General features: G+C 33.9%; 20 protein-coding genes. 11 read left to right on the top strand and 9 right to left on the bottom strand.

Going from position 1 to position 23,496, the window contains the following annotated elements:
- Nucleotides 1–36: 36 nt before the first annotated feature.
- The 5 genes from porV to BUE22_RS10245 all read left to right on the top strand — a co-directional run bounded on the left by porV (nucleotide 37) and on the right by BUE22_RS10245 (nucleotide 6,568).
- The gene (gene porV, locus BUE22_RS10265; RefSeq protein WP_073394944.1) at nucleotides 37–1,245 is read left to right on the top strand and encodes a type IX secretion system outer membrane channel protein PorV; all 1,209 of its coding nucleotides are present in this window, start codon (nucleotides 37–39) and stop codon (nucleotides 1,243–1,245) included.
- 74 nt (nucleotides 1,246–1,319) lie between these two features.
- Nucleotides 1,320–1,802 (top strand): cytidine deaminase, encoded by a 483-nt coding sequence (gene cdd / locus BUE22_RS10260; RefSeq protein ID WP_073394943.1) that lies wholly within the window; start codon nucleotides 1,320–1,322, stop codon nucleotides 1,800–1,802.
- 158 nt (nucleotides 1,803–1,960) lie between these two features.
- Nucleotides 1,961–2,959 carry a pyruvate dehydrogenase (acetyl-transferring) E1 component subunit alpha gene (gene pdhA, locus BUE22_RS10255; RefSeq protein ID WP_073394942.1) on the top strand — a complete coding sequence of 333 codons (999 nt, stop codon included), beginning with the start codon at nucleotides 1,961–1,963 and terminating at the stop codon, nucleotides 2,957–2,959.
- A gap of 6 nt (nucleotides 2,960–2,965) precedes the next feature.
- Nucleotides 2,966–4,615 (top strand): pyruvate dehydrogenase complex dihydrolipoamide acetyltransferase, encoded by a 1,650-nt coding sequence (locus BUE22_RS10250; protein WP_073394941.1) that lies wholly within the window; start codon nucleotides 2,966–2,968, stop codon nucleotides 4,613–4,615.
- Between the two features lie 90 nt (nucleotides 4,616–4,705).
- The gene (locus BUE22_RS10245; RefSeq protein WP_073394940.1) at nucleotides 4,706–6,568 is read left to right on the top strand and encodes a hydrolase/aminopeptidase; all 1,863 of its coding nucleotides are present in this window, start codon (nucleotides 4,706–4,708) and stop codon (nucleotides 6,566–6,568) included.
- A gap of 327 nt (nucleotides 6,569–6,895) precedes the next feature.
- On the opposite strand, the gene BUE22_RS10240 is transcribed toward BUE22_RS10245, so the two are convergent.
- Nucleotides 6,896–8,140: a glycosyltransferase gene (locus tag BUE22_RS10240; RefSeq protein WP_073394939.1), complete on the bottom strand. Its 1,245-nt coding sequence runs from the start codon at nucleotides 8,138–8,140 to the stop codon at nucleotides 6,896–6,898.
- Nucleotides 8,141–8,253: 113 nt separating this feature from the next.
- Between BUE22_RS10240 and miaE the strand changes: the two genes are divergently transcribed.
- Nucleotides 8,254–8,835, top strand: a complete 582-nt coding sequence (miaE, locus tag BUE22_RS10235) for a MiaE family protein (RefSeq protein ID WP_035685975.1) — start codon at nucleotides 8,254–8,256, stop codon at nucleotides 8,833–8,835.
- A gap of 51 nt (nucleotides 8,836–8,886) precedes the next feature.
- A complete protein-coding gene (locus BUE22_RS10230; protein WP_073394938.1) occupies nucleotides 8,887–11,613 on the top strand; it encodes an AsmA-like C-terminal region-containing protein in 2,727 nt (908 codons plus the stop codon).
- Nucleotides 11,614–11,685: 72 nt separating this feature from the next.
- Here BUE22_RS10230 and BUE22_RS10225 read toward each other — a convergent pair whose 3' ends face one another.
- From BUE22_RS10225 to rplU, 3 genes are all read right to left on the bottom strand, one after another.
- Nucleotides 11,686–12,972, bottom strand: coding sequence for a hypothetical protein (locus tag BUE22_RS10225; protein ID WP_243396783.1), 1,287 nt, complete (start codon nucleotides 12,970–12,972; stop codon nucleotides 11,686–11,688).
- Nucleotides 12,973–13,482: 510 nt separating this feature from the next.
- Nucleotides 13,483–13,743, bottom strand: coding sequence for a 50S ribosomal protein L27 (gene rpmA / locus BUE22_RS10220; RefSeq protein WP_017497241.1), 261 nt, complete (start codon nucleotides 13,741–13,743; stop codon nucleotides 13,483–13,485).
- A 24-nt stretch (nucleotides 13,744–13,767) separates the two neighbouring features.
- Nucleotides 13,768–14,211 carry a 50S ribosomal protein L21 gene (rplU, locus tag BUE22_RS10215; RefSeq protein ID WP_042566198.1) on the bottom strand — a complete coding sequence of 148 codons (444 nt, stop codon included), beginning with the start codon at nucleotides 14,209–14,211 and terminating at the stop codon, nucleotides 13,768–13,770.
- A gap of 277 nt (nucleotides 14,212–14,488) precedes the next feature.
- Here rplU and BUE22_RS10210 point away from each other — a divergent pair, with 277 nt between their 5' ends.
- Together BUE22_RS10210 and BUE22_RS10205 are read left to right on the top strand one after the other, a co-directional pair.
- Nucleotides 14,489–15,811, top strand: coding sequence for a M16 family metallopeptidase (locus BUE22_RS10210; protein WP_042566197.1), 1,323 nt, complete (start codon nucleotides 14,489–14,491; stop codon nucleotides 15,809–15,811).
- A gap of 12 nt (nucleotides 15,812–15,823) precedes the next feature.
- Nucleotides 15,824–17,872, top strand: a complete 2,049-nt coding sequence (locus BUE22_RS10205; protein WP_073394937.1) for an insulinase family protein — start codon at nucleotides 15,824–15,826, stop codon at nucleotides 17,870–17,872.
- 93 nt (nucleotides 17,873–17,965) lie between these two features.
- On the opposite strand, the gene BUE22_RS10200 is transcribed toward BUE22_RS10205, so the two are convergent.
- Nucleotides 17,966–18,832: a DMT family transporter gene (locus BUE22_RS10200; protein ID WP_073394936.1), complete on the bottom strand. Its 867-nt coding sequence runs from the start codon at nucleotides 18,830–18,832 to the stop codon at nucleotides 17,966–17,968.
- Nucleotides 18,833–18,935: 103 nt separating this feature from the next.
- On the opposite strand from BUE22_RS10200, the gene BUE22_RS10195 reads away from it, so the two are divergent.
- Both BUE22_RS10195 and BUE22_RS10190 read left to right on the top strand, forming a co-directional pair.
- On the top strand, nucleotides 18,936–19,313 hold the full coding sequence (locus BUE22_RS10195) for a heavy-metal-associated domain-containing protein (RefSeq protein WP_073394935.1): 378 nt from the start codon (nucleotides 18,936–18,938) through the stop codon (nucleotides 19,311–19,313).
- Nucleotides 19,314–19,445: 132 nt separating this feature from the next.
- Nucleotides 19,446–19,907 carry a VOC family protein gene (locus tag BUE22_RS10190; protein ID WP_073394934.1) on the top strand — a complete coding sequence of 154 codons (462 nt, stop codon included), beginning with the start codon at nucleotides 19,446–19,448 and terminating at the stop codon, nucleotides 19,905–19,907.
- Nucleotides 19,908–19,974: 67 nt separating this feature from the next.
- Here BUE22_RS10190 and gldD read toward each other — a convergent pair whose 3' ends face one another.
- Genes gldD through mutY form a run of 4 tightly spaced genes read right to left on the bottom strand, consistent with a single transcriptional unit; the run spans nucleotide 19,975 to nucleotide 23,378 of the window.
- Nucleotides 19,975–20,535 (bottom strand): gliding motility lipoprotein GldD, encoded by a 561-nt coding sequence (gldD, locus tag BUE22_RS10185; protein ID WP_073394933.1) that lies wholly within the window; start codon nucleotides 20,533–20,535, stop codon nucleotides 19,975–19,977.
- Between the two features lies 1 nt (nucleotide 20,536).
- The gene (locus BUE22_RS10180) at nucleotides 20,537–21,832 is read right to left on the bottom strand and encodes a gliding motility-associated protein GldE (protein WP_073394932.1); all 1,296 of its coding nucleotides are present in this window, start codon (nucleotides 21,830–21,832) and stop codon (nucleotides 20,537–20,539) included.
- Between the two features lie 23 nt (nucleotides 21,833–21,855).
- Nucleotides 21,856–22,296 carry a single-stranded DNA-binding protein gene (locus tag BUE22_RS10175; RefSeq protein WP_042566190.1) on the bottom strand — a complete coding sequence of 147 codons (441 nt, stop codon included), beginning with the start codon at nucleotides 22,294–22,296 and terminating at the stop codon, nucleotides 21,856–21,858.
- A gap of 35 nt (nucleotides 22,297–22,331) precedes the next feature.
- A complete protein-coding gene (gene mutY, locus BUE22_RS10170) occupies nucleotides 22,332–23,378 on the bottom strand; it encodes an A/G-specific adenine glycosylase (protein ID WP_073394931.1) in 1,047 nt (348 codons plus the stop codon).
- Nucleotides 23,379–23,496: the final 118 nt, after the last annotated feature.

Genomic DNA, 23,496 nt, shown 5'->3' with positions numbered 1-23,496 from the left:
ATATATATTTTTACCATAAAAACCTTAAATCTATAAATGAAAAAAATATCTCTACTATTAATTTGTTTATTAATTATTTCGTACGCAAAAGCCCAAGACATTGAACGTCCCATTACTACCGGAGTACCTTTCTTACTCGTTGCCGCAGATGCAAGAGCGGCCGGTATGGCAGACCAGGGTGTAGCAACAGCAACAGACGCTTATTCTCAACAATGGAATCCTGCAAAATATGCATTTGCAGTAGAAGCACAAGGGCTTTCAATAAGCTATACTCCTTATTTGACAGATCTGGCAAACGACATTTCTTTAGGACAACTTACCTATTACAATAAAATTAACGAACGAAGTGCTTTTGCAACAAGCTTTCGTTTCTTTGGTTTTGGAGGAATTGAACTAAGAGAAACCGGAGATCCAAATGAGCCTACAAGAGAAGTAAATCCTAATGAATTTGCCCTAGACGGATCTTATTCATTAAAATTAAGCGATAAATTTTCTATGGCCGTTGGCGCAAGATACATCCGTTCAAACTTAAAAATCCCTTCAACCGACATTGATGCATCAGCTGCAAGTTCTTTTGCAGTAGACATCGCTGGTTTTTATCAATCTGATGAAATCGCTTATGCTGATTTTAACGGAAGATGGAGAGCAGGTTTTAATATGCAAAATTTAGGTCCAAAAATAAGCTATGATAATGATGATATAAGTGCAAACTTCTTGCCTGCAAACCTAAGATTGGGTGGAGGTTTTGATTTTATTTTAGACGACTACAATAAAGTTGGTGTAAGTTTAGAATTTACAAAACTTTTAGTACCAACTCCTCCAGGACCTGGAACTGCAGTTGATGCAAACGGAGATGGGGACTTTACAGATGCCGGAGACATTTCTCAGGCAGATGCCGATGCCGCAAATTATAATGCTTACAATGATATTGGCTGGGTTTCGGGAATATTTAAATCTTTTGGAGACGCTCCGGGAGGATTTAGCGAAGAACTAAAAGAAATCACATATAGTGTTGGTGCAGAATATATGTATCAGGATTCATTCGCAGTAAGAGCCGGATATTTTCACGAAAGCCCTGAAAAAGGAGCCAGACAATTTTTCTCTTTAGGAGCAGGATTCAAGTATAGCGCAGTAAAAATTGACGTATCTTACTTATTTTCGTCATCAAAAGTTAAAAATCCTTTAGAAAACACACTTCGTTTTTCTTTAACGTTTAACTTTGGCGACAAATACGAGCAATACTAAACAAAAAAATTAAAACAATATAACAATCCAAATTTCTGATTTTAGAAATTTGGATTTTTTTTCCCTTAAAAAGAATGAAAGAAATAAGCGTTACATCATCATTTTTAGTTTATGATTCAATAAAAGAACTTTCAAATGAAGTTCAGGACTTAATGGAACAGGCAATTGAAATTCGAAAAAAAGCATATGCGCCCTACTCAAAATTTAGAGTTGGTGCTGCTTTACTTTTAGATAACGGAAAAATAGTTTTAGGATCAAATCAGGAAAACGCAGCTTATCCTTCAGGATTATGCGCAGAACGTGTGGCTATTTTTCACGCCGGAAGTGTTTATCCGGAGGCCAAAATCTTAAAAATGGCAATTACAGCAGCGTCAGACACCAATCAGACAAAAGCTCCGATTCCACCATGTGGTTCATGCCGTCAATCAATAGCAGAATACGAAATTAAACAGGAAACCCCTATAGAAATCTATTTTATGGGTGAAATTGGAGAAGTTTACAAATCAACATCCCTTAAAAATTTGCTCCCTTTTATGTTTGATAAAAAGTTCTTGTAAAAAAAAGCCAAAAAGTAGCGTTTAAATTTTAGTTCTTAAATGTAATGTCTTATTTTTGCATCCCGACCTTTCGGGCGCAAATTTGTGGGAGGAAACTATTTTGCGTTATAGGCAACAATTGATAACACAAACAAACTTTAGCAAAAGAAAGAATTCAGATGAAAGAAGTTACAAAAGAAGTATATTTAAAGTGGTACGAAGACATGCTGCTTTGGAGAAAGTTTGAAGACAAACTTGCAGCATTATACATTCAACAAAAAGTTAGAGGTTTTCTACACTTATATAATGGTCAGGAAGCTGTATTAGCAGGCGCATTGCACGCTATGGACCTGACTAAAGATAAAATGATTACTGCTTACAGAAACCACGTGCAGCCAATTGGTATGGGAGTTGATCCCAGAAACGTAATGGCTGAACTTTTAGGAAAAGTAACAGGAACTTCTAAAGGTATGGGAGGTTCTATGCACATTTTCTCTAAAGAACACCGTTTTTACGGAGGTCACGGTATTGTAGGTGGACAAATTCCGGTAGGAGCTGGTTTGGCTTTTGCTGATAAATATTTCAACACTGGCGGTGTTACCATGACTTATTTTGGTGACGGAGCTGCAAGACAAGGTTCATTACACGAAGCTTTCAACATGGCTATGTTATGGAAATTACCAGTTGTATTTATCGTTGAAAACAACGGTTATGCAATGGGAACATCTGTAGAAAGAACTGCAAACCATACTGATATCTGGAAACTTGGTTTAGGATACGAAATGCCTTGCGGACCTGTTGACGGAATGAATCCTGTAAAAGTTGCAGAAGCTATGCACGAAGCTATCGAAAGAGCACGTCGTGGAGACGGACCAACTTTCCTTGAAATGAAAACGTATCGTTACAGAGGACACTCAATGTCTGATGCACAATTATACCGTTCTAAAGAAGAGGTTGAAGAATACAGAAAAATTGACCCAATTACTCAGGTTTTAGATGTAATTATGGATCAAAAATACGCTACAGAAGAAGAAATTGAAGCAATTGACCAAAGAGTTAAGGATTTAGTTGAAGAATGCCAGAAATTTGCAGAAGAATCTCCATATCCTGAATTGCAACAATTATACGATGTAGTATACGCACAAGAAGACTATCCATTTACACCTCATAAACTATAATTAATTATGGCTATTAAAGTAACAATGCCTCGTTTGAGCGATACTATGACGGAAGGAACGGTAGCGACTTGGCTTAAAAAAGTAGGCGACAAAATTAGCGAAGGAGATATCTTAGCTGAAATTGAAACAGACAAAGCAACAATGGAGTTCGAATCTTTTAACGAAGGAACTCTTTTACATATTGGAATTCAGGCTGGAGAAACTGCTCCGGTTGATTCATTATTAGCAATTATTGGAAAAGAAGGAGAAGATATTTCAGCACTTTTAGCTGGTGGAGATGCTCCTGCTGCTAGTCCAGAAGCTTCGGCACCAAAAGCTGACGCTCCTGCTGCTGAAGCAAAAACAGAAACTGCTGCTCCTGCAAAAGCTGCAACTGAATTACCAAAAGGTGTTATAGTAGTTACTATGCCACGTTTGAGTGATACAATGACAGAAGGAACTGTAGCAACCTGGTTGAAAAAAGTAGGCGATACTGTTGCTGAAGGAGATATTTTAGCAGAAATTGAAACAGACAAAGCTACAATGGAGTTTGAGTCTTTCAATGCCGGAACATTATTATACATCGGTATTCAGGAAGGAAATACTGCGCCTGTTGATAGCTTATTAGCTATCATTGGACCAGCAGGAACTGACATTGCCGGAATTGCTGAAAATTATACTGGCGGAGGCGCTGCAACTGCAAGTGCTCCTGCAACAGAAGAAAAAGCTGCTGCTCCTACTGCTGAAAAAGCTACAGAAGCTGTTGCCGATAATTCAGGAGGAAGAATTTTAGCTTCTCCATTAGCTAAAAAAATCGCTTCTGATAAAGGAATCCAATTAACTCAGGTTAAAGGTTCTGGAGAAAACGGACGTATCGTAAAAAGTGATATCGAAAACTTTACTCCATCTTCACAAGCAAAACCTGCTGCAAGTGCTGACGCTAAATCAGAAACTGCTGCACCAGCTGCTCCAAAAGTATTTGTTCCTGCCGGAGAAGTTTACACAGAAGAGATCAAAAATTCTCAAATGCGTAAAATTATCGCAAAACGTTTAGCAGAATCTTTATTTACAGCACCTCACTACAACTTAGTGATCGAAGTAAGCATGGACGAAGCAATGGGCGCAAGAGCAACTATCAATACTGTTCCTGATACAAAAGTATCTTTCAATGATATGGTAATTAAAGCTTGTGCTTTGGCATTGAAAAAACATCCAAAAATTAACTCTCAGTGGAAAGAAGATGCTATCATCATCAACCACCACGTTAATATTGGTGTTGCCGTTGCTGTTGAAGACGGATTAGTAGTTCCTGTATTGAAATTTACAGATGCTATGAGTTTATCTCAAATTGGTGCTAGTGTAAGAGATCTTGCAGGAAGAGCAAAAAACAAAAAATTAGGACCACAAGAAATGGAAGGAAGTACTTTTACAGTATCTAACCTTGGAATGTTTGGTATTACTGAATTTAATTCAATTATCAACCAGCCAAACTCTGCTATCCTTTCTGTAGGTGCAATTGTTGAGAAACCAGTAGTTAAAAACGGTCAGATTGTAGTTGGAAACACAATGATGTTATCATTAGCTTGTGACCACAGAACAATTGACGGTGCAACCGGAGCTCAATTTTTACAAACGTTAAAACAATACATCGAAAGCCCGGTTACAATGTTGGCATAATCGATTGTTTACATATTTAAATCCCGTTTTGAGTAATCAGAACGGGATTTTTTATTTAATTTAGTTTCTCAATTTCAATACTTCATAAATATGAAAAAAATATTCTTAGTAACCTTATTTTTAGCAGCTTTTGCGTGTCAGAAAAAAGATCAGACAGAAAAAACAACCACTGCTAAAGCTACTATTAAAGACGAACACACTTTTTCTAAAGCAGATCTTGCTGTTGTAAAACACTTAGATCTTGATATCAAAGTAGACTTTGATACACAAACAATCTCAGGAAAAGCTTCCTGGCAAATTGATAATATTAGCAAAGGAAACGAAATTATCTTTGATGAAAACACGCTAAATATTACCAAAGTAACTTTAGGCGACGAAGAAAAAGAAACTAAATTCGAACTCGGTGCAGCAGTTGAATTTCACGGAAAACCACTTCATATTACTATTGAACCAAACACTACAAAAGTTAACATCTATTATAGTACAACCAAAGATGCTGTTGCATTGCAATGGCTAAATCCGCAACAAACTGCAGATAAAAAGAAACCTTTTGTTTTCTCTCAGGGAGAAAGTATTTGGTCTCGTACCTGGATCCCGTGTCAGGATTCACCGGGAATACGCTTTACTTATAATGCAAAAGTTACGGTTCCTAAAGATTTATTGGCTGTAATGAGCGCCTCTGTAAATCCGCAACAAAAAAATGATACGGGAGTTTATACTTTCAAACAAGATAAAGCGATTCCATCTTACTTAATGGCAATTGCTGTTGGAGACATTGCTTTTCAATCAATTGACAACAGAACCGGAGTTTATGCAGAACCTTCTATATTAAAAAAAGCTGCATGGGAATTTGCTGAGCTGGGAAAAATGGTTGGTGCTGCCGAAAAACTTTACGGACCATATCGTTGGGGACGTTACGATGTTTTGGTTTTACCTCCAAGCTTTCCTTATGGTGGAATGGAAAATCCAAACTTAACTTTCCTGACTCCGGGCGTTATTGCCGGCGATCGTTCTTTAACAAGTTTATTGGCGCACGAATTAGGCCACAGTTGGAGCGGAAACTTAGTAACCAACGCAACCTGGGATGATATTTGGTTAAACGAAGGTTTCACTACTTATGTAGAACACAGAATTGGCGAAGAAATTTTCGGTAAAAAAGAAGCTGAAATGCAAGACGTTCTAACTCGTAAAGATTTAGATGACAATATTACTGAATATGGCGCTACCAATCCAGATACAAGATTAAAAGCAAGCCTTACCAACAGAAACCCAGATGACGGAATTAGCCAGATTCCTTATGTAAAAGGCTATAACTTCCTGAAAGTAATCGAAGAGGCTGTTGGTCGTGAAAAATTCGATCCGTTTATTAAAAACTATTTTGATGCGCATGCTTTTCAATCTATAACAACAGAAGACTTCGTAAAATACCTAAAAGAGAATCTTATTAAAGATGACAAAGCCCTGGCTGATAAAATCAAATTAGACGACTGGATTTATAAACCAGGCGTTCCATCAAACATTACAACTCCTTCTTCTGAAGATTTTACTGCAATAGATAACATTCAGAAAAACTGGAGAACAACAGGCGTTAAAGGATTAAGCGAAAAGATAAAATCAACAACGGAAAAACAACATTTTATCGATTATTTACCTGCAGATATTACAGCCAAAGAAATGACAGCAATTGATAATGAGTTCAGTTTTACTAAAAACGGAAACTTCGTTATTAAACGTCAATGGTTTGTTCAGGCAATTCGTCATCAATACAAAACCGCTTATCCTGTTATTGAACAATTTATGATTGCAACGAGCAGAACAGGATCGTTAATGACACTTTATAAAGAATTGGTTAAAACTCCGGAAGGAAAAACCTGGGCAAAACAAATTTTTGAAAAAGCAAAATCTGGTTATCATGCCACAACTGTTCAGGCTGTTGAAGGTTTGTTGAAATAGTTTTCAGTCACAGCAAAAAGTGACAGTAAACAGTTTTAAATTTAAAAGTTTACATCCCCAATATCAAGATAATTGATAATTGGGGATTTTTTATATCCCATAGGGATTATATATTGGTAGAAAAAATCCAAGTATTACAATCATTGTCCCGTTAGGGACTACATATATTACATATTGTGCAGTCCCTAACGGGACAAATAATCAAAATGGATATTTTCTTTCTACCAATATATAATCCCTACGGGATATAACTATTCAATTTTATATATACAGGGAAATTATCCACCACATACAGTACATTCCCCTAAATATTAGCAATTAAAAACCTTAATTTTTATTCTTCGCTTCAATCCATTTTGCCATGTATTTGGTACTTTTTAAAGTATGATGCTCCAGTAAACTTCCCATAAAATTATGCAAACGATGATTTTCAAAATCATTCAATAATGAATTAATCGTTTTAATTAATTCGTCTGAATATTTATTTTTCTGATAGCACTCGTTCACAATTGCGATTCCATTTTTTTGGGCTTGCTTCCACAAATTTTCATTTTGATATAGTGTAACTGCATGTTTTGCAAACTCCTGAATATCATCAGTAATAAAACCATTCCACGGCAAATTACCATGCATTGCTTCCGAACCAATTGTTGTGGTTGCACTTGGTGTTCCGCATTGCATTGCTTCTAACAATTTTCCTTTTAAACCTGCACCAAAACGAATTGGAGCCAAAACAATTCTGGCGTTTTTTACAATTTCATTGGCATCTTCTGCCCTTCCCATAATAAAAAAACCGCTTTTAGGCTGATGCAATTGCAGTACTTTTTGTGATGGATATGCGCCATAAACTTGTAAAATAGCTTCGGGAAACTGTTTTTTAATTTCGCCCCAAATTGTTTCTTTTAAATACTGAACTGTATTCCAATTTGGTTCATGAAGAAAATTTCCGATGAAAACAAAATTCTTGCGTTCTTCAAAAGAAGGTAATTCCTGAAGATTTTCCTCAGACATTTTATCAACTAAAAAAGGTAAATAATGAAGCAGATTGGAATCAATTTTAAAAGTATCTTTTAGGAGATCCATTTCAAATTCTGAAATAATAAAAGATAAGTCACATCTTAAAATACTTGCGATTTCACGTTTTGCAACTTCCTCAGATAACAAATCATGAACTTCAAAAGTTCGATTTTCTTTAAAAGCTTTTTGTCTCGCTGTTCTCAAACAATGTAAATCTTCAGTATCCAGTAAACGAATTGCTTTTGGACAGTTTTCTGAAACCCGCCATCCAAATTGTTCTTCAATCATAAAACGATCAAATAAAACAACATCCGGATTTAATGCCATAATAAAATCATCAAAACTGGAATTATTCAATTCTATGGTTCTTTTTTCAACTCCAAAAGCTTTCAAATCAACCATAAAATCACTGTCTAATGCCGGGCTTGCAAATGTAATTTCAAATCCATTTGTTGCAAAAATAGAAATCAACTGCATCATTCTTCCACCCGCTGCAGACGAATTTGGCTCCGGCCAGACAAAACCAATAATTAAAAGTTTTTTTGTGTGATTCATTTGATTTGTTTCAAGTTACAAAATAATACTATTTTGCGCGGATTTGCACCATATTTCCTGACTTTCGGCGATAAAAAACACTAATTTTGCAGAACACTTTTTTCTATAAAATTATGTTAGGATTAAAATTAGCCACAGACCCTCGTTGGGTAAATATCGTCGAATCGAATATCGAAGAAATTTTAACGGATCATGCGTGGTGCGAGCAAAAAGCAGCTTCAAACGCCATTAGTTTAGTTACTTACAATTCTGAATTGGAAGAATTAGTAACCGAAATGCTTGTAATTGCAAGAGAAGAACTGGAACATTTGCAGATGGTTCACGACATAATTAAAAAAAGAGGCCTGACTTTGGGCCGCGAAAGAAAAGATCATTATGTAAATGAACTTTTTAAATTTATGAAGAAAGATGGAAGCCGTAAAGACGCGCTTTGCGATCGTTTATTGTTTTCGGCAATGATCGAAGCCAGGAGTTGTGAGCGCTTTAAAGTACTTTCTGAAAATATAAAAGACGAAGAATTAGCCAAATTTTATCGTGATTTGATGATTTCTGAAGCAGGACATTATACTACTTTTTTAGGCTTTGCCAGAAAATATACAGACAATATAGACATCGACAAACGCTGGAAAGAATGGATTGAATATGAAGGTTCGATCATAACCAATTACGGAAAAAGCGAAACCGTTCACGGATAAAAAAACTGTTATCCAATCCTAATTCAAATATAAATCATATCACAATTTTAAATGCCAACTAATAAATTTAAATCGGTCTTACTAAAAACAGGTAAATACCTGGCAATAACTTTTGCTGTTATTCTGGGGTTATTGTTTTTAACGCCTATTATTTTTGAAGATCAAATTAAGGATCAAATCAAAAAAACGGCGAATGAAAGGCTAAGCGCCGAATTGAATTACTCTGATGTTTCTGTATCTTTTTTTCGTCATTTTCCTTCTTTGACCTTAACATTAAATGATTTAAGTCTTAATGGTTCTGCACCTTATAAAGCTGAAAAATTTATTACCGCAAAAGAGGTTTCGTTTGGAATAAACGTTGCAAGTTTAGTTTTTGGCCGATCTGTAAAAATCGACCAGATTTATTTGTCTGACTCGTTTATAAATGTAAAAGTCAATAAAAATGGTGAAGCCAATTACAACATTTACAAATCTACGGCGCAGACAACCACACAAAAAGACAGCTCAGATACAGCTTTAAAATTGGAGCGAATTGAAATCATCAATAGTAAAATTATTTATGATGATCAATCTACAAAAGTACATTTTGATGCTCTTGGTTTTAATTATTTAGGAAAAGGGGATTTAAATAAATCTGTTTTCGATTTATACTCAAAAGCAAAAGTCGAAAAACTAAATATTGTTTATGAGGATGAGCCTTACTTAATGAACAAAAAAATTGATGCTGATTTGATTACGAAAGTAAATATCAATTCGTTATCATTCTTTTTCCAACAAAACAATTTAAAAATAAATCAGCTGGTAGTCGATTTTAAAGGAAATTTCAATTTTCTAAAAGACGGCTATAATATGGACTTGGCAATAAAATCAGAAAATAGCGATTTATACGATGTTTTCACTGCTTTTCCACCAAAATACATCACCTGGCTTTCTAAAACAGAATTAAAAGGAAATACTAATTTACTTTTAACAGTAAAAGGAGACTATATTGCTTCGCAAAAAAAAGCTCCGGATCTTAATTTAGATGTAAAAATTGACAACGGATTTGTGAATTATAACAAAAGTGCTTTTCCGGTTTCTGACCTTAATTTAGAGGTAAAAACAAAAGTTCCTTCATTAGATCCTGAACTTTTAATTGTTGATGCCAAAAACATATCATTGAAGATCAATAACGATTATTTAAAATCAAAGTTATATATGGAAGGCTTAAGTACTCCAAATATTGACGCCGATTTTAAAGCCAAAATGGATCTTGCCAAATTAAACAAAGCCCTTGGAATTCCTGACTTGGAATTAAAAGGAACTTTGGCCGGAGATGTAAAAGCGAAAGGAAAATTCGATCAAAAAAACAAACTTTTTCCTGTTACAAAAGGAAATATTGATTTAGAAAATGGTTATATCAAAACAAAATATTATCCAAATGCGATTACCAATATTGTTGTAAAATCTAACATCAGCAATCAAAAAGGAACTTTTCAGGATTTGAAAGTGAATTTAAAACCAGCTCAGTTTACTTTTGAAGGAAAACCTGTTTTTGTATCTGCTGCTTTAAGCGATTTTGATGATTTAAATTATGACATCAAAGCAAATGGTGAACTTGATGTAAATAAAATATACAAAGTGTTTTCTCAAAAAGGTCTGGATTTAGATGGTTTTATAAAAGCTGATTTGGTTTTAAAAGGCAAACAAAGCGACGCTGAAAAAGGAAATTACAGCAAACTTTACAACAAAGGAACGCTTGAACTTAGAAACATTGGAGTTGCATCAGAATATCTGCCTAAAAAATTCATTATTAAAGAAGGTATTTTCAAAATCAATCAGGATAAAATGTCTTTCAATAATTTTTTGGCTGCTTATGGGCAATCAGATTTTAAGATGAACGGATATTTGCAGAACGTTTTTAATTATATAACAACAAATACAGGAGTTTTAAAAGGTTCTTTTACGGTTTCGGCGAGATATATTAATGTAGATGAGTTTATGTCTGAAACAGATACAAATACAGCTTCTCAAATGGAAACCAAACAAACTGGAGTTATTATTATTCCAACCAATTTAAATTTGCAATTAATCGCGCATGCCCAAAAAGTTTATTTTGACAAATTAAATCTTCAAAATGCCAGCGGAAATTTAAAGATGAACCAAGGCAAACTGAGCATGCAAAATACAGGCTTCAATTTAATTGGCTGTAATGTTGCTATGAATGGCAATTATCAGGCTGTGACGCCTCAAAAAGCAAATTTTGACTACAGTATTAAAGCTTCTGATTTTGATATTAAAAGAGCCTACAATGAAGTTGAAGTTTTTAGAAAAATGGCTAGTGCAGCCGAAAAAGCACAGGGAATTGTATCACTTGATTATCAGTTAAAAGGAAGATTAAACGGAAACATGAAACCGGTTTATCCATCGCTTGTTGGCGGCGGAACACTTTCTGTAAAAAACGTAAAAGTAAGAGGTTTGAAAATGTTTAATGCCGTAAGCAAACAAACCAATTCTGAATCTATGAAAAACCCTGATCTTTCAAAAGTTGAAATAAAAAGTAAGATCAAGAATAATATCATGACAGTTGAACGCTTTAAATTTAAGTTTGCCGGCTTTAGACCAAGAATTGAAGGAACTACAAGCTTAGACGGAAAATTAAATCTAAAAATGCGTTTGGGATTACCGCCATTAGGTATTTTCGGAATTCCGTTAACTGTTACAGGAACTCAGGATAGTCCTAAAGTAAAAGTTGGCCGTAAAACTGAGGATTTAGAAGAAACAAAGGATACGGAGTAGATAAATTTAAATCTCAATTTTTATCCCGAAGCTTCGGGACCAAATTCCAATTCCCGACAAAACAATTATAACTTAAACCACATACAACACGCCCGAAACATATAAAATACCTTTGGCCAGCAACCACAATAATACCGCCATTCCTAAAAATCCCCAAGTAGCCGTTTTGCTTCTTTTCCAGCTTACAAAAAATGTTGGAATCTCCCAATATTTTATAATAACATAAAGGCTTGTTCCTATTAAGGACGCCCAAATCATTTCTCCGGAATGAATATAAAAACTATACAATAAAACAGCCGAAAGAAAAAGAATGGTGATAAATTGTAAATAGTAGTAATTTTTATAATTGTATTTAAAATTATGCTTAAGTGACAATAATAAAAATGAGATAATCAGCAAACTAGTCAACGCAATTACGACATAAGAAAAAAGCGAATTATGCTGTCCTATAAAAAAGCCATCTATAAGTAAAGCTAAAACCATGCAGGCAGCAAGCGAATAAATACTTCTTTCTACAGCCGTGTCTTTATAAGGAATTAGAATTGGTGATATATATTTCTCTAAAACACGCCAAAAAGGTAAAGCACAAATAGCCGCCATACCAGACACAACAATCTCATAATTATATAATGTATCACCCGGAACTTTATATAAGACATACAAAAGAGCGACAGTCACAATAATTGCAGGAAGACAAATTGTTTTTACTGTCTCCCATTTATTGTTTCCCCAGAAATTGTCTTTTATTTGAAAAACATACTTCTGAACCAGATATTTTCGGGTAAAAATGGCAGTTGACTGACTCCACAATAAAAAGAGACCTGTATGAATTACTACTGTTCTCAGTGTCATTTCTTCTAAATAGCATCCCAAAATAATACATGCAACACCTATCAACAACAACTCATAAGTAAGCAAAATTGCCGAAAACAAAAGTCTGAATAACGGCGCAAATTGTCTTATAAGAACACCTATTAGCAAATTCCAATAATTACGTAATAAAGCAATTATGGCACAAATTGCAATAAAAGCGGCCAAATACAACATCCAATTGGTAAGTGATTGCGTTTGCATCCAAATTTGAACTGCAGAATCTTTTACCGGAACATATACAACATGAGCATTAACATAAATTTCCTGTGCCAATTGATTTCTTACTGAATCATGAATTGCAGAAAAGTGATTTTTATGTTTCAACCAATATGCATTAGCATCAGAACCGCTTTTTTGTAAAACTGCGAATTCATATAAAATCTTTTTTTGAGTATCATTTAATGACGCTATTTGTTCAGTAGGATGAATTTCTTTTGCAAACAGGCTTGTAGAGAAAAGAAATAAAAGAAAAAATATTTTTTTCAAAATTTGAGTGGTTTAGTCCAGTCAAAAATACAAATAATACGATACAAAAAAATTTCAATTCAGATAATAAAAAAACATGGATCAACGCCAAATATTGTGGAGAAACATTAAAATTCCCATACTCCTCAATTATTTTTTACCGCAGAGAACGCAAAGATTTTTCGCAGAGTTCACTAAGATCTAAGTTGTGTATACACAATCTAAGTCCGCAAAGCTTTGTGACCTTTGTGTTTTTACTAAACTTGACATATTTAAAAAACTTTGCGTTCTCTGTGGCAAATTTTTATTTGTCTCTGCACCGGTTTTAGGACGAATTCAAACTCAGTTTCTGTGTTAATTTCAACTAAGAAAAAACCACATAACACTGATTATATGATGCTTTCTATAATAAAACAATAAAATTTACCGTTTTATTTATATTATGTATACGCCGATAGCCAATTTCAATTTACAGAAAAAGAAAAAACCCGCTCTTTTCAGAACGGGTTTTTTTAATAAGTAATTTTATGATTATGCTTCGAATGGAAGGATAGATACATAAGATTTGTTATCTTTTTTCTTTTGGAACTTAACAACTCCAGCTACTCTTGCGTGTAGTGTGTGATCTTTACTGATGTAAACGTTTTCACCTGGATTATGTTTTGAACCTCTTTGTCTAACGATGATGTTCCCAGCAATAGCAGCTTGACCACCAAAAATCTTAACGCCTAAACGTTTTGATTCTGATTCTCTACCATTCTTCGAACTACCGACACCTTTCTTGTGAGCCATGACGTATGAGTTTAAATATTGTTATTATTCTTTAGTAGCTTCTTTTTTTGCTTTTGGAGCTGCTGCTTTTTTTGCTTTTGGAGCCGCTTCAACTTCAGTAGCCGGAGCTTCTTCTGCTACAACTGCTTTTTTAGCTGCTGCTTTTTTAGTTCCACCTGCTGCAGTAATACCTTCAATTACAATTTGAGTAAGATATTGTCTGTGACCATTTCTCTTTTTGTATCCTTTTCTTCTTTTCTTTTTGAAAACGATAACTTTATCTCCTTTTAAGTGTTGTAACACTTTAGCTTCTACTGAAGCACCTTCTATAGCTGGGGCGCCTAAAGTTACGTTTCCATTATCGTCTAATAAAAGAACTTTGTCAAAAGAAACTTTTGAACCTTCTTCATTAGCCAAACGGTGAACATAAACCTTTAAGTCTTTGCTTACTTTGAATTGTTGCCCTGCTATCTCTACGATTGCATACATACCAAATTGATTTATTGATTTTTAAGGTTGCAAATATACAATTAATAATTTACTGTGCAATCTCTTATTTCAAAAATATTTTCCTCGCATTAAAGTCTGTTTTTCAAGGTGTTTTATGGCTTTAAAAAACATATCGCGATCTAAAAGACTGTTAAAGTAGCATCAAAATATTGGCTAACATTAAAATCATCATTAAAAAAACTTATTTTTGATGTAACTATAATTACCTCTTGACTACCTACTATAATATTATAGGTAATAAAAATTATTAATCTTTATGAAAAATTCGATAATGATGTTAAGTGCTGCATTAATGCTTGGCGGAGTAGCTCATGCTCAAAAAGTAGCTTTTGAAGAATATAATTTAGACAACGGCATGCATGTTATTTTGCACAACGATCCTTCGGCGCCAGTTGTTGTAACTTCTGTGATGTATCATGTGGGATCTAAAGATGAACGCCCGGATCGTACAGGTTTTGCCCACTTTTTTGAACATTTGTTATTTGAAGGAACCCAAAACATAAAACGCGGTGAATGGATGAAAATTGTAACCGCAAATGGCGGAGTAAACAATGCCAATACATCTGATGACAGAACTTATTATTATGAAGTTTTCCCGTCAAACAGTTTAGAACTTGGTTTATGGATGGAATCTGAAAGATTGATGCACCCAATTATCAACAAAATTGGAGTTGATACGCAAAATGAAGTCGTAAAAGAAGAAAAGAGAATGCGTTACGACAATCAGCCTTATGGAAATATTTTGCCTGAAGTTAAAAAAAACATGTTCAAAAACCATCCGTATCGCTGGACAACAATTGGCTCTATGAAAGATCTGGATGCTGCAACTCTTGAAGAATTTCAGGCTTTTAATAAAAAATTCTACACCCCAAATAATGCCGTTTTAGTTGTTGCAGGCGATTTTGACAAAACAAAAACCAAAGAATGGATTCAGAAATATTTTGGTCCAATTCCAAAAGGGGAAGTTGTAAAAAAACAAACTTTTACAGAAGAACCAATTAATCAAACAATAAAAGCAACTTACGAAGATCCGAATATTCAGATTCCGATGGTCGTTGCTTCGTACAGAACTCCCTCAATGAAAACAAGAGATGCCCGGGTTTTAGACTTAATCTCTTCTTATTTAAGTGATGGAAAAAGCTCAAAATTGTACAAAAAAATAGTTGATGATAAAAAAATGGCGCTTCAAATTGGTGCGGTAGGTTTTAGCCAGGAAGATTACGGAATGTACATTTTATACGGTTTGCCAATGCAGCCTAATACAACCGCAGACATTTTAAAAGAGATGGATGAGGAAATTGTTAAAATACAAACCGATTTGATTTCTGAAAAAGACTATCAAAAATTACAAAATAAATTTGATAATAATTTTGTCAACGCAAACGCAAGTGTCGAAGGAATTGCAGAAAATTTAGCTTCTTATTATTTACTTTATGGAGATGTAAATCTTATAAATACCGAAATCGACCTCTACCACTCTATAACAAGAGAAGAAATTAGAGATGTCGCTAAAAAGTATTTAAACCCTAATCAGCGTTTAATTTTAGATTATGTTCCTTCAAAAAAAGTTGAAAACTAAGAGTCTCAAATCATGAAAAAAATACATACAATTTTAATCCTTTTATTCCTAACGGGAATTATGCAAGCACAAGATCGCCCACAACCTAAACCAGGTAACGCACCAGTAGTCAACATCAAAAAACCACAAACTTTTGTTTTGGCAAACGGTATGAAAGTTTTGGTGGTTGAAAATCATAAATTACCAAGAGTAAGTTTTAATCTTACGCTTGACAACGCTCCTTTTACCGAAGGAAACAAAAAAGGCGTTGACGAATTAACCAGCAGTTTAATTGGAAACGGCTCTAAAAAAACAAAAAAAGAAGCTTTTAATGAAGAAATTGACTTTTATGGCGCAAGCATCAATTTTACTTCATCTGGCGCTTATGCAAGTTCACTTTCTAAATATTCCGGAAGAGTTCTCGAGCTTTTAGCCGAAGGCGCTTTACAGCCAAATTTTACTCAGGAAGAATTTGATAAGGAAAAAGCAAAATTATTAGAAGGCCTTAAAGCCGATGAAAAAAGCGTTCCGGCAATTGCCAATCGCGTTGTTGACGTTTTAGCTTTTGGAAAAAATCATCCAGCTGGAGAATTTATTTCTGAAGAAACGTTGAAAAATGTTACTCTTGCAGATGTTCAGGCAAATTATGCTACTTATTTTGTTCCTGAAAATGCTTATTTGGTTGTAATTGGAGATGTTAAATTTAAAGAAACAAAAGCAGCTGTAGAAAAGCTTTTTGGCGGATGGAAAAAACAAAGCGCTCCAAAAAATACTTACGCAGATCCGCAAAATGTATCAAAACTTCAAATTGATTTTGTTGATGTTCCAAATGCAGTTCAATCTGAAATTTCATTGGTAAATACCGTAAATTTAAAAATGAGTGATCCTGATTTTTTTCCTGCTGTAATTGCAAATCAAATTTTGGGTGGTGATTTCAACAGTTATTTAAACATGAATCTGCGCGAACAGCACGCCTGGACATACGGCGCAAATTCAAATATTGGAAGCGGAAAATATGTTACTAAATTCAAAGCAACATCTGCAGTTCGAAATGCGGTTACCGATAGTGCCGTTACAGAATTTGTAAAAGAAATTAAAAGAATCAGAACAGAAAAAGTTTCTGATGATGTATTAAAAAACGTAAAAGCAGGTTATATCGGAAGATTTGTAATGCAGGTTGAAAAACCTCAGGCTGTTGCTCGTTACGCTTTAAATATCGAAACAGAAAAACTTCCGGCTGATTTCTATGAAAAATACATTCAAACTATTAACAATGTTACTCCGGATGATATTTATCGTGTTGCCAACAAATATTTCCCTCTTGATAATATGCGAATTGTTATAGTAGGAAAAGGTTCTGAAGTACTAGACGGTTTAGAAAAACTTCAAATTCCGATTTATTATTTTGACAAATACGGAAACCCTGTTGAAAAACCGGTAAGCAAAAAAGAGGCTCCGGCTGAAATCACCGCAAAAACTGTGTTTGAGAATTATATCAAAGCGATTGGTGGCGAAAAAGCGGTTTCTGCAGCAAAAACACTTTCCATGAAAGGTTCTACGACAATTCCGCAAGCACCGACTCCTTTAACTTTTACTTCAAAATTAGATTCAAAAGGAAAAATGATGGTTTCACTTTCTATGGGAACTATGGCTTTGATGAAGCAAGTTGTAAACGACAAAGGTGCTTATATAGAACAACAAGGACAACGTAAAAATCTTGAAGGCGCAGATTTAGCCGAAATGAAAGCAAACGCAGCTCCTTTTGAGGAATTGCTGTTAAGCAAAAAAACTGGTTTAAAAGTGGAAGGAATAGAACCAATAAACGGCAGCGACGCTTATTCTATAAAAGATGGAAAAACTATTTATTATTATGATGTAAAATCAGGATTAAAAGTAGCCGAAACCAAAATAAAAGAACAAAGCGGACAATCTACAACACAAACAACTTATTTTAATGATTATAAAGAAGTAAAAGGCGTAAAAGTTCCTTTTAATCTAATACAAAACGCAGGTTTTGAATTAGACATTAAAATGTCTGAGATTAAGATAAATGAAGGCGTTTCTGAAGCAGATTTTCTTTAAAAAGATTCTGGTATTAAGTTGCTATCCCGAAGCTTTGGGACTAAGATTTTTTTAAGAGCTTTGTCAAAGTTTTAAACTTTGACAAAGCTTTTTTTATTTCTTAGCCGATAAATAAACTCCGATCAAAATAATAAAAGCACCAAAAAACTGAACTGGCGTTAGCATTTCATTATCTAATAATCCCCAGAAAAAAGCAACTATCGGAATTAAATACGTTACTGATGTTGCAAAGACAGGCGATGACATTTGAATTAATTTAAAGAATAAAACATTTGCAATTCCGGTACCTAAAACACCCAAAATCATTACAAATAAAATAGAATGCTGTGTTGCTTCGAGATTTATTCTTTGTGTAAAATCGGTTGTGCTTAAAATAATTAATGCAGGAATAAGCAAGACCGTAAAATTTCCGGTTGTGATGCTTAATGAATTCAAATCCGGTAAATATTTCTTGATTAGATTTACATTTATGGCGTAACAAATCGTTGCAATTACGACCAAAAGAACATAATAATAATTTTGTCCCGGATGCGCAGAAGCGCCGCTTAAAACCAGTAATAAACACCCAATTAGACCAACGAAAACTCCTAAAACCTGACGTTTTTGAAATTGTATTCCGAAAGCAATTATTCCTAAAACCAATGTATTTAAAGGTGTAAGCGAATTTAAAATAGCCACAATAGAACTATCGACCTGAGTTTCGGCAATGGCAAAAAAGAAAGCCGGAATAAATGTCCCAAAAACTGATGTTAGCGCCACAAATTTCCATTGACGGCGGGAAATTTTCTTTAAACTTGAAAATCCTACAATAAGCAAAAACAAAGCGGCAAAAATAATTCGGAGTGAACCTACCTGAATTGCTGTTAAACCAACTAATCCTCTTTTAATTAAAATAAAAGAACTTCCCCAAATTAGCGAAAGCAAGAATAAATAAAACCACTTTAATTGTTTTGCATCCATAAATAGTATTTTACTGCAAATTTGTAATTATTTTATGAACTGACCTTCGCTTTTTTATTAATTTTGCGAACAACGTTATTAGCTAATTTAAAACATCGATATAATGAAATTTACAAAAATCATAACGGCACTAGCAATTTCAGGTTTAGTACTTGTAAGCTGCAAAAAAGAAGAAGACAAAAGCTTAGCGGTAATAAATGCTGACAAAACAGTTACCAAAGAACACAAAGCAATTGCTCCCGAAAATGTACAAACTGCAAGTTTTACAATCGAAGGAATGACTTGTGCGGTAGGTTGTGCAAAAACTATTGAAAAAGAACTATCTAATCTTGAAGGTGTAGAAAAAGCTGCCGTTGATTTTGACAAAAAAACAGCAACGGTAACTTTCGACAAAACAATTCAAAATCCTGAAAGTTTAACTAAAGTGGTTCAGGAAACAGGAGATGGAAAAACATATAAAACTTCGAATGTAAAATCGTAACAAAACATTTGTAGCGTACTGAAAAGAAATAATACATTTCAAACAGTAGTAAACTCAGGATTACTACTGTTTTTTTTTGAATTATTTTAAATCGATTCACTCACAGCAATAATATAATTAAATACAAAAAGAATGAACCTTAAATTTAGCCATATAGACATTTTAGTTAAAGACCTTCAGGCAGCCTGTGATTATTACAGACAAATCCTCGGAGCCGAAATCTCAAAGAAATTCACTTGGGAAAGAGGAGAACTTCATGTCGAATATGCTGTTGTAAAAATGGGTCAGGAACGTTTTATGCTGGTGAAGCCTTTTTCGGGAAATTTAAAAAACCTATTAGATACTAAGGGTGAAGGAACTATTTATCGTCATTGTTATTCCGCTCCGGACATTGAAAAAGTTTTTGATGAATTGGTATCTAAAGGAGTTCAGCCGGAAGATGAAAATGGAAATCCTTTATCACTGGAAAGCCTTAATTCTCCAAGCGGAATTCGAATTATTTGGCTTCCAAAACGTTTTGGAGAATTCTCAATCGAGATACTCGAAGAAGCAGGACTTCAGGAGTTTATGAATGATGCATTTTCGGCTTCTTAGTTCAATGCAATTTTTAATTACATCACTTTAAAACATAAAAAAAGCATTCAGTTGAATGCTTTTCTTTTTATTTCCATTTTAATGTTTCCATCAACTGTCGCATATCATTTTTGATATAACTGGCTGCCGGCATAATTGAATCGAAGTTTGGTTTTGCATAAAAATAAACCGATCCGGTTATAAAATGTTTTGTACTGTCTGTAACGTAAAATTGAGAGTTTGTAGCAGCGTTTCCATCAACTTGATAAAACATTCCGTAAACCTTTTTTTCCGGGTTTAAATACGGCTGTTCTAATATATCATCAGCTTTTATTACATGCTCGTAAGTTAGTTTTTGCGCATCTTTAAGTAATTTTTCGATATCGCCGTTTACTGGTTTATACGTTAAATAAATGGTAGCTTTCATTTTGGGATACGTAATTGCAAAACCACAATTTTTTTCGCCTTTTATAATCGCAGCTTCATTCATTTGAAAAGAAAACGGACAATCACCTTCAAAATTAGCATATGTAGCTTCCGGATAATCCAAACGTAAAAAACTTGCCGGTTTTGGCATCACATCATCTTTACAGCTTACAAGTGTTAGTGTTAGTAAAATTGTCGCTACTGAAATTATTCTTTTAAGCATTTTATTCTATTGTTACTTTTATTTGTTTTACACGTTTTTTATCAACTGTTTCTATCGTAAAAACACAGTTCTCAAACGCTATTTTTTGGTCTTTTTTAGGGAAATTCCCCAGAATCTCAAGAATAAAACCAGCTAACGTTTCGGCTTCACCTTTATGTGATTCAAAAATATCTTCATTTACATCTACAATTCTGTAGAAATCCTTCATATTGATTTTACCTTCAAAAAGAAAATTCTTTTCATCTATCTGAGAATAATTGAGGTTTTCATCATCAAACTCGTCACTTATATCACCTACAATTTCTTCTATGACGTCTTCTAAAGAAACCAATCCGGATGTTCCGCCATATTCATCAACCACAATAGCCAAATGGCTTTTAAGACTTTGAAAATCCTTTAATAAATTGTCCAGTTTTTTATTCTCCGGAACAAAAAAAGGCTCTCTTAATAAAGATGTCCATTCAAACTCTTTTTTGTCAATATGGGGCAATAAATCCTTAACAAACAAAACGCCTTCTATTTGATCGATATTGTCTTTATAAACAGGAATTCGTGAAAATCCTTTGTCGATTATCTTTGGATAAATTGAAGCAAATGATTCTGATATCTCTAATGCAAAAATATCAATCCTTGGACTCATTACCTGTTTTGTATCCGTATTCCCAAAAGATACGATTCCTTCGAGTATTTTTTGCTCTTCGCTTGATGTCCCTTCAGAATCTGTAAGCTCTAAAGCCTGGGAAAGCTGATTGATCGAAAAATTATTCTTCTGTTTCCCTAATTTATTCTGCAAATATAGGGTAACCCGACGCATAGGCAAACTTATTGGTGAGAGTAATTTATCTAAAAAAGAAATTGGGTATGCTGCCCATTTCGCAAATTTTATATTGTTTCGACTGGCATAAACTTTAGGTAAAACTTCACCGAATAGTAAAATCAAAGTTGTCACCAAAGTAACTTCTAAAACAAACTTAAATACTGGTGAAATAACATTTGAAAAAATATTTTGTCCAATAAAAGAGAATAAGATAACAACTCCAATATTGAAAAAATTATTGGCTACCAATAAAGTAGCTAAAAGTTTTTTGGGTTTATCTAAAAGACTGGAAATAATTTTTCCTTTTGAAGTATCTTCTTGTAAAGTATCTTCGATGTCTTTTTGAGATAAAGAAAAAAGTGCTACTTCGGCACCTGATACAATTGCTGATAAGAACAGCAAAATAAATATTCCGACAAAACCAATAATTAAATTGATGTCTAAGTTAGTAGAGAAAAATAAACTGGGCTCCGGGTCCAAATCAAAAAAGATTAGTTAAACAATCAAAAAGGCAAATCATTTATAGGCAAGCCTTCGTTACTCGCTTCAAAGTTAGCATTTTTTGCGGATTCTGACTCGTGATTTTGTTTATGATTTGCTACTTCTTTTTTGGTAGTCAAGAAAGTAAACTCCGTAACCTGAATTTCGGTTGTATATTTTGTAGTTCCGTCTTCGGCTTGCCATTGACGCGATTTTATGCGCCCCTCGATATAAATTTTATCTCCTTTAGAGAGATATTTTTCACAAATTTCAGCCGCTTTATTGCGTACTACTAAATTATGCCACTCTGTAGAGGTTATCTTTTCATTGGTCGTTTTATTAATATAAACTTCATTTGTTGCCAACTGAAAACGTCCAATACAATTTCCTCCATCAAAATAATGCATCTTTACATCATCGCCTAAGTGGCCGATGAGCATCACTTTATTTAATGTTCCGTTCATAGTTTTTGTGGTATTTATCTCAAAGATACATTTTTTTAGCAATTTATTTCTTGCTTTTTTATAAAATTATAAATCACAATAGGAAAAGGAAATGTTTCCAAACTAACTGAGTCTACTCCATTTTCAATTATTTCATTGATTTTAATTTTCCAAAACTGAATATGCAAATGCTGATGCGAAAGTTTATGAATAACCGTTGCATGGCTACAGTCTTCTATACCTAATATAGTATAGTTTGAAAATATATCATTTTGAACAGTTTTTGAAACAAAATCAAAATCAACAATTTCCTGTGCTTCTAAAAGAGGAAACTCATATAGATTGTGCCAAATTCCTTTTGCGGTTCTTTTTTGGATTAAAGTATTACCCAAAACATCTTCTAAAATTAAATAATTAAAAAATCGATTGGTTACTTTTACCTTTTTAGTCTTTACAGGCAAAACATCTACTTTCTTTTTTTGCAATGCCGCGCAGCTATTTGAAAAAACACAAACAGAACAGTTCGGACTTTTAGGCACACATTGCAAAGCACCAAATTCCATTATGGCCTGATTGAAAATTGCAGGATCGTCCTTTGGCATTAATTGGCGTGCCAGTTCTGTAAATTCTTTTTTGGTTGCCGGTAATGTAATATCAGATTCAATATCAAAATAACGGGAAAGCACTCTAAATACGTTTCCGTCTACTACCGGAACAGGTTCATTATAAGAAAAAGAAGCAATTGCAGCGGCTGTATATTCACCAACACCCTTTAATTTTAACAATTCAGTATAAGAAGGAGGGAAAATTCCATTTAACTCATTTGCCACATATTGAGCCGTTTTATGCAAATTTCGGGCACGAGAATAATAGCCTAATCCCTGCCAAAGTTTCAAAACTTGCTCTTCATCGGCATTTGCGAGATCAAATACCGTAGGAAATTCCTCTGAAAAAGAAAAAAAATAAGGCGTTCCCTGCGCAACTCTAGTCTGTTGCAACATTATTTCTGATAGCCAAATTAGGTACGGATTGGTCGTTTTTCGCCAAGGCAAATCACGTTTGTTTTGTAAATACCATTTTATCAATATGTTAGAAAAATCCATCGTAAAATACTTAGAATACAAAAGTAAATGTTTATGTAATTAAAATTTAACGAATTAGCTTGATTAATTATTTTTTTAATTCCTATATTTGCAAACTCAAAAAAATAGTACATCATTT

The organism is Flavobacterium pectinovorum (assembly GCF_900142715.1).
GTDB lineage: Bacteria > Bacteroidota > Bacteroidia > Flavobacteriales > Flavobacteriaceae > Flavobacterium > Flavobacterium pectinovorum.
Note: the sequence above shows the minus strand (reverse complement) of the source record. Positions and strands in the feature narration are given on the sequence as shown.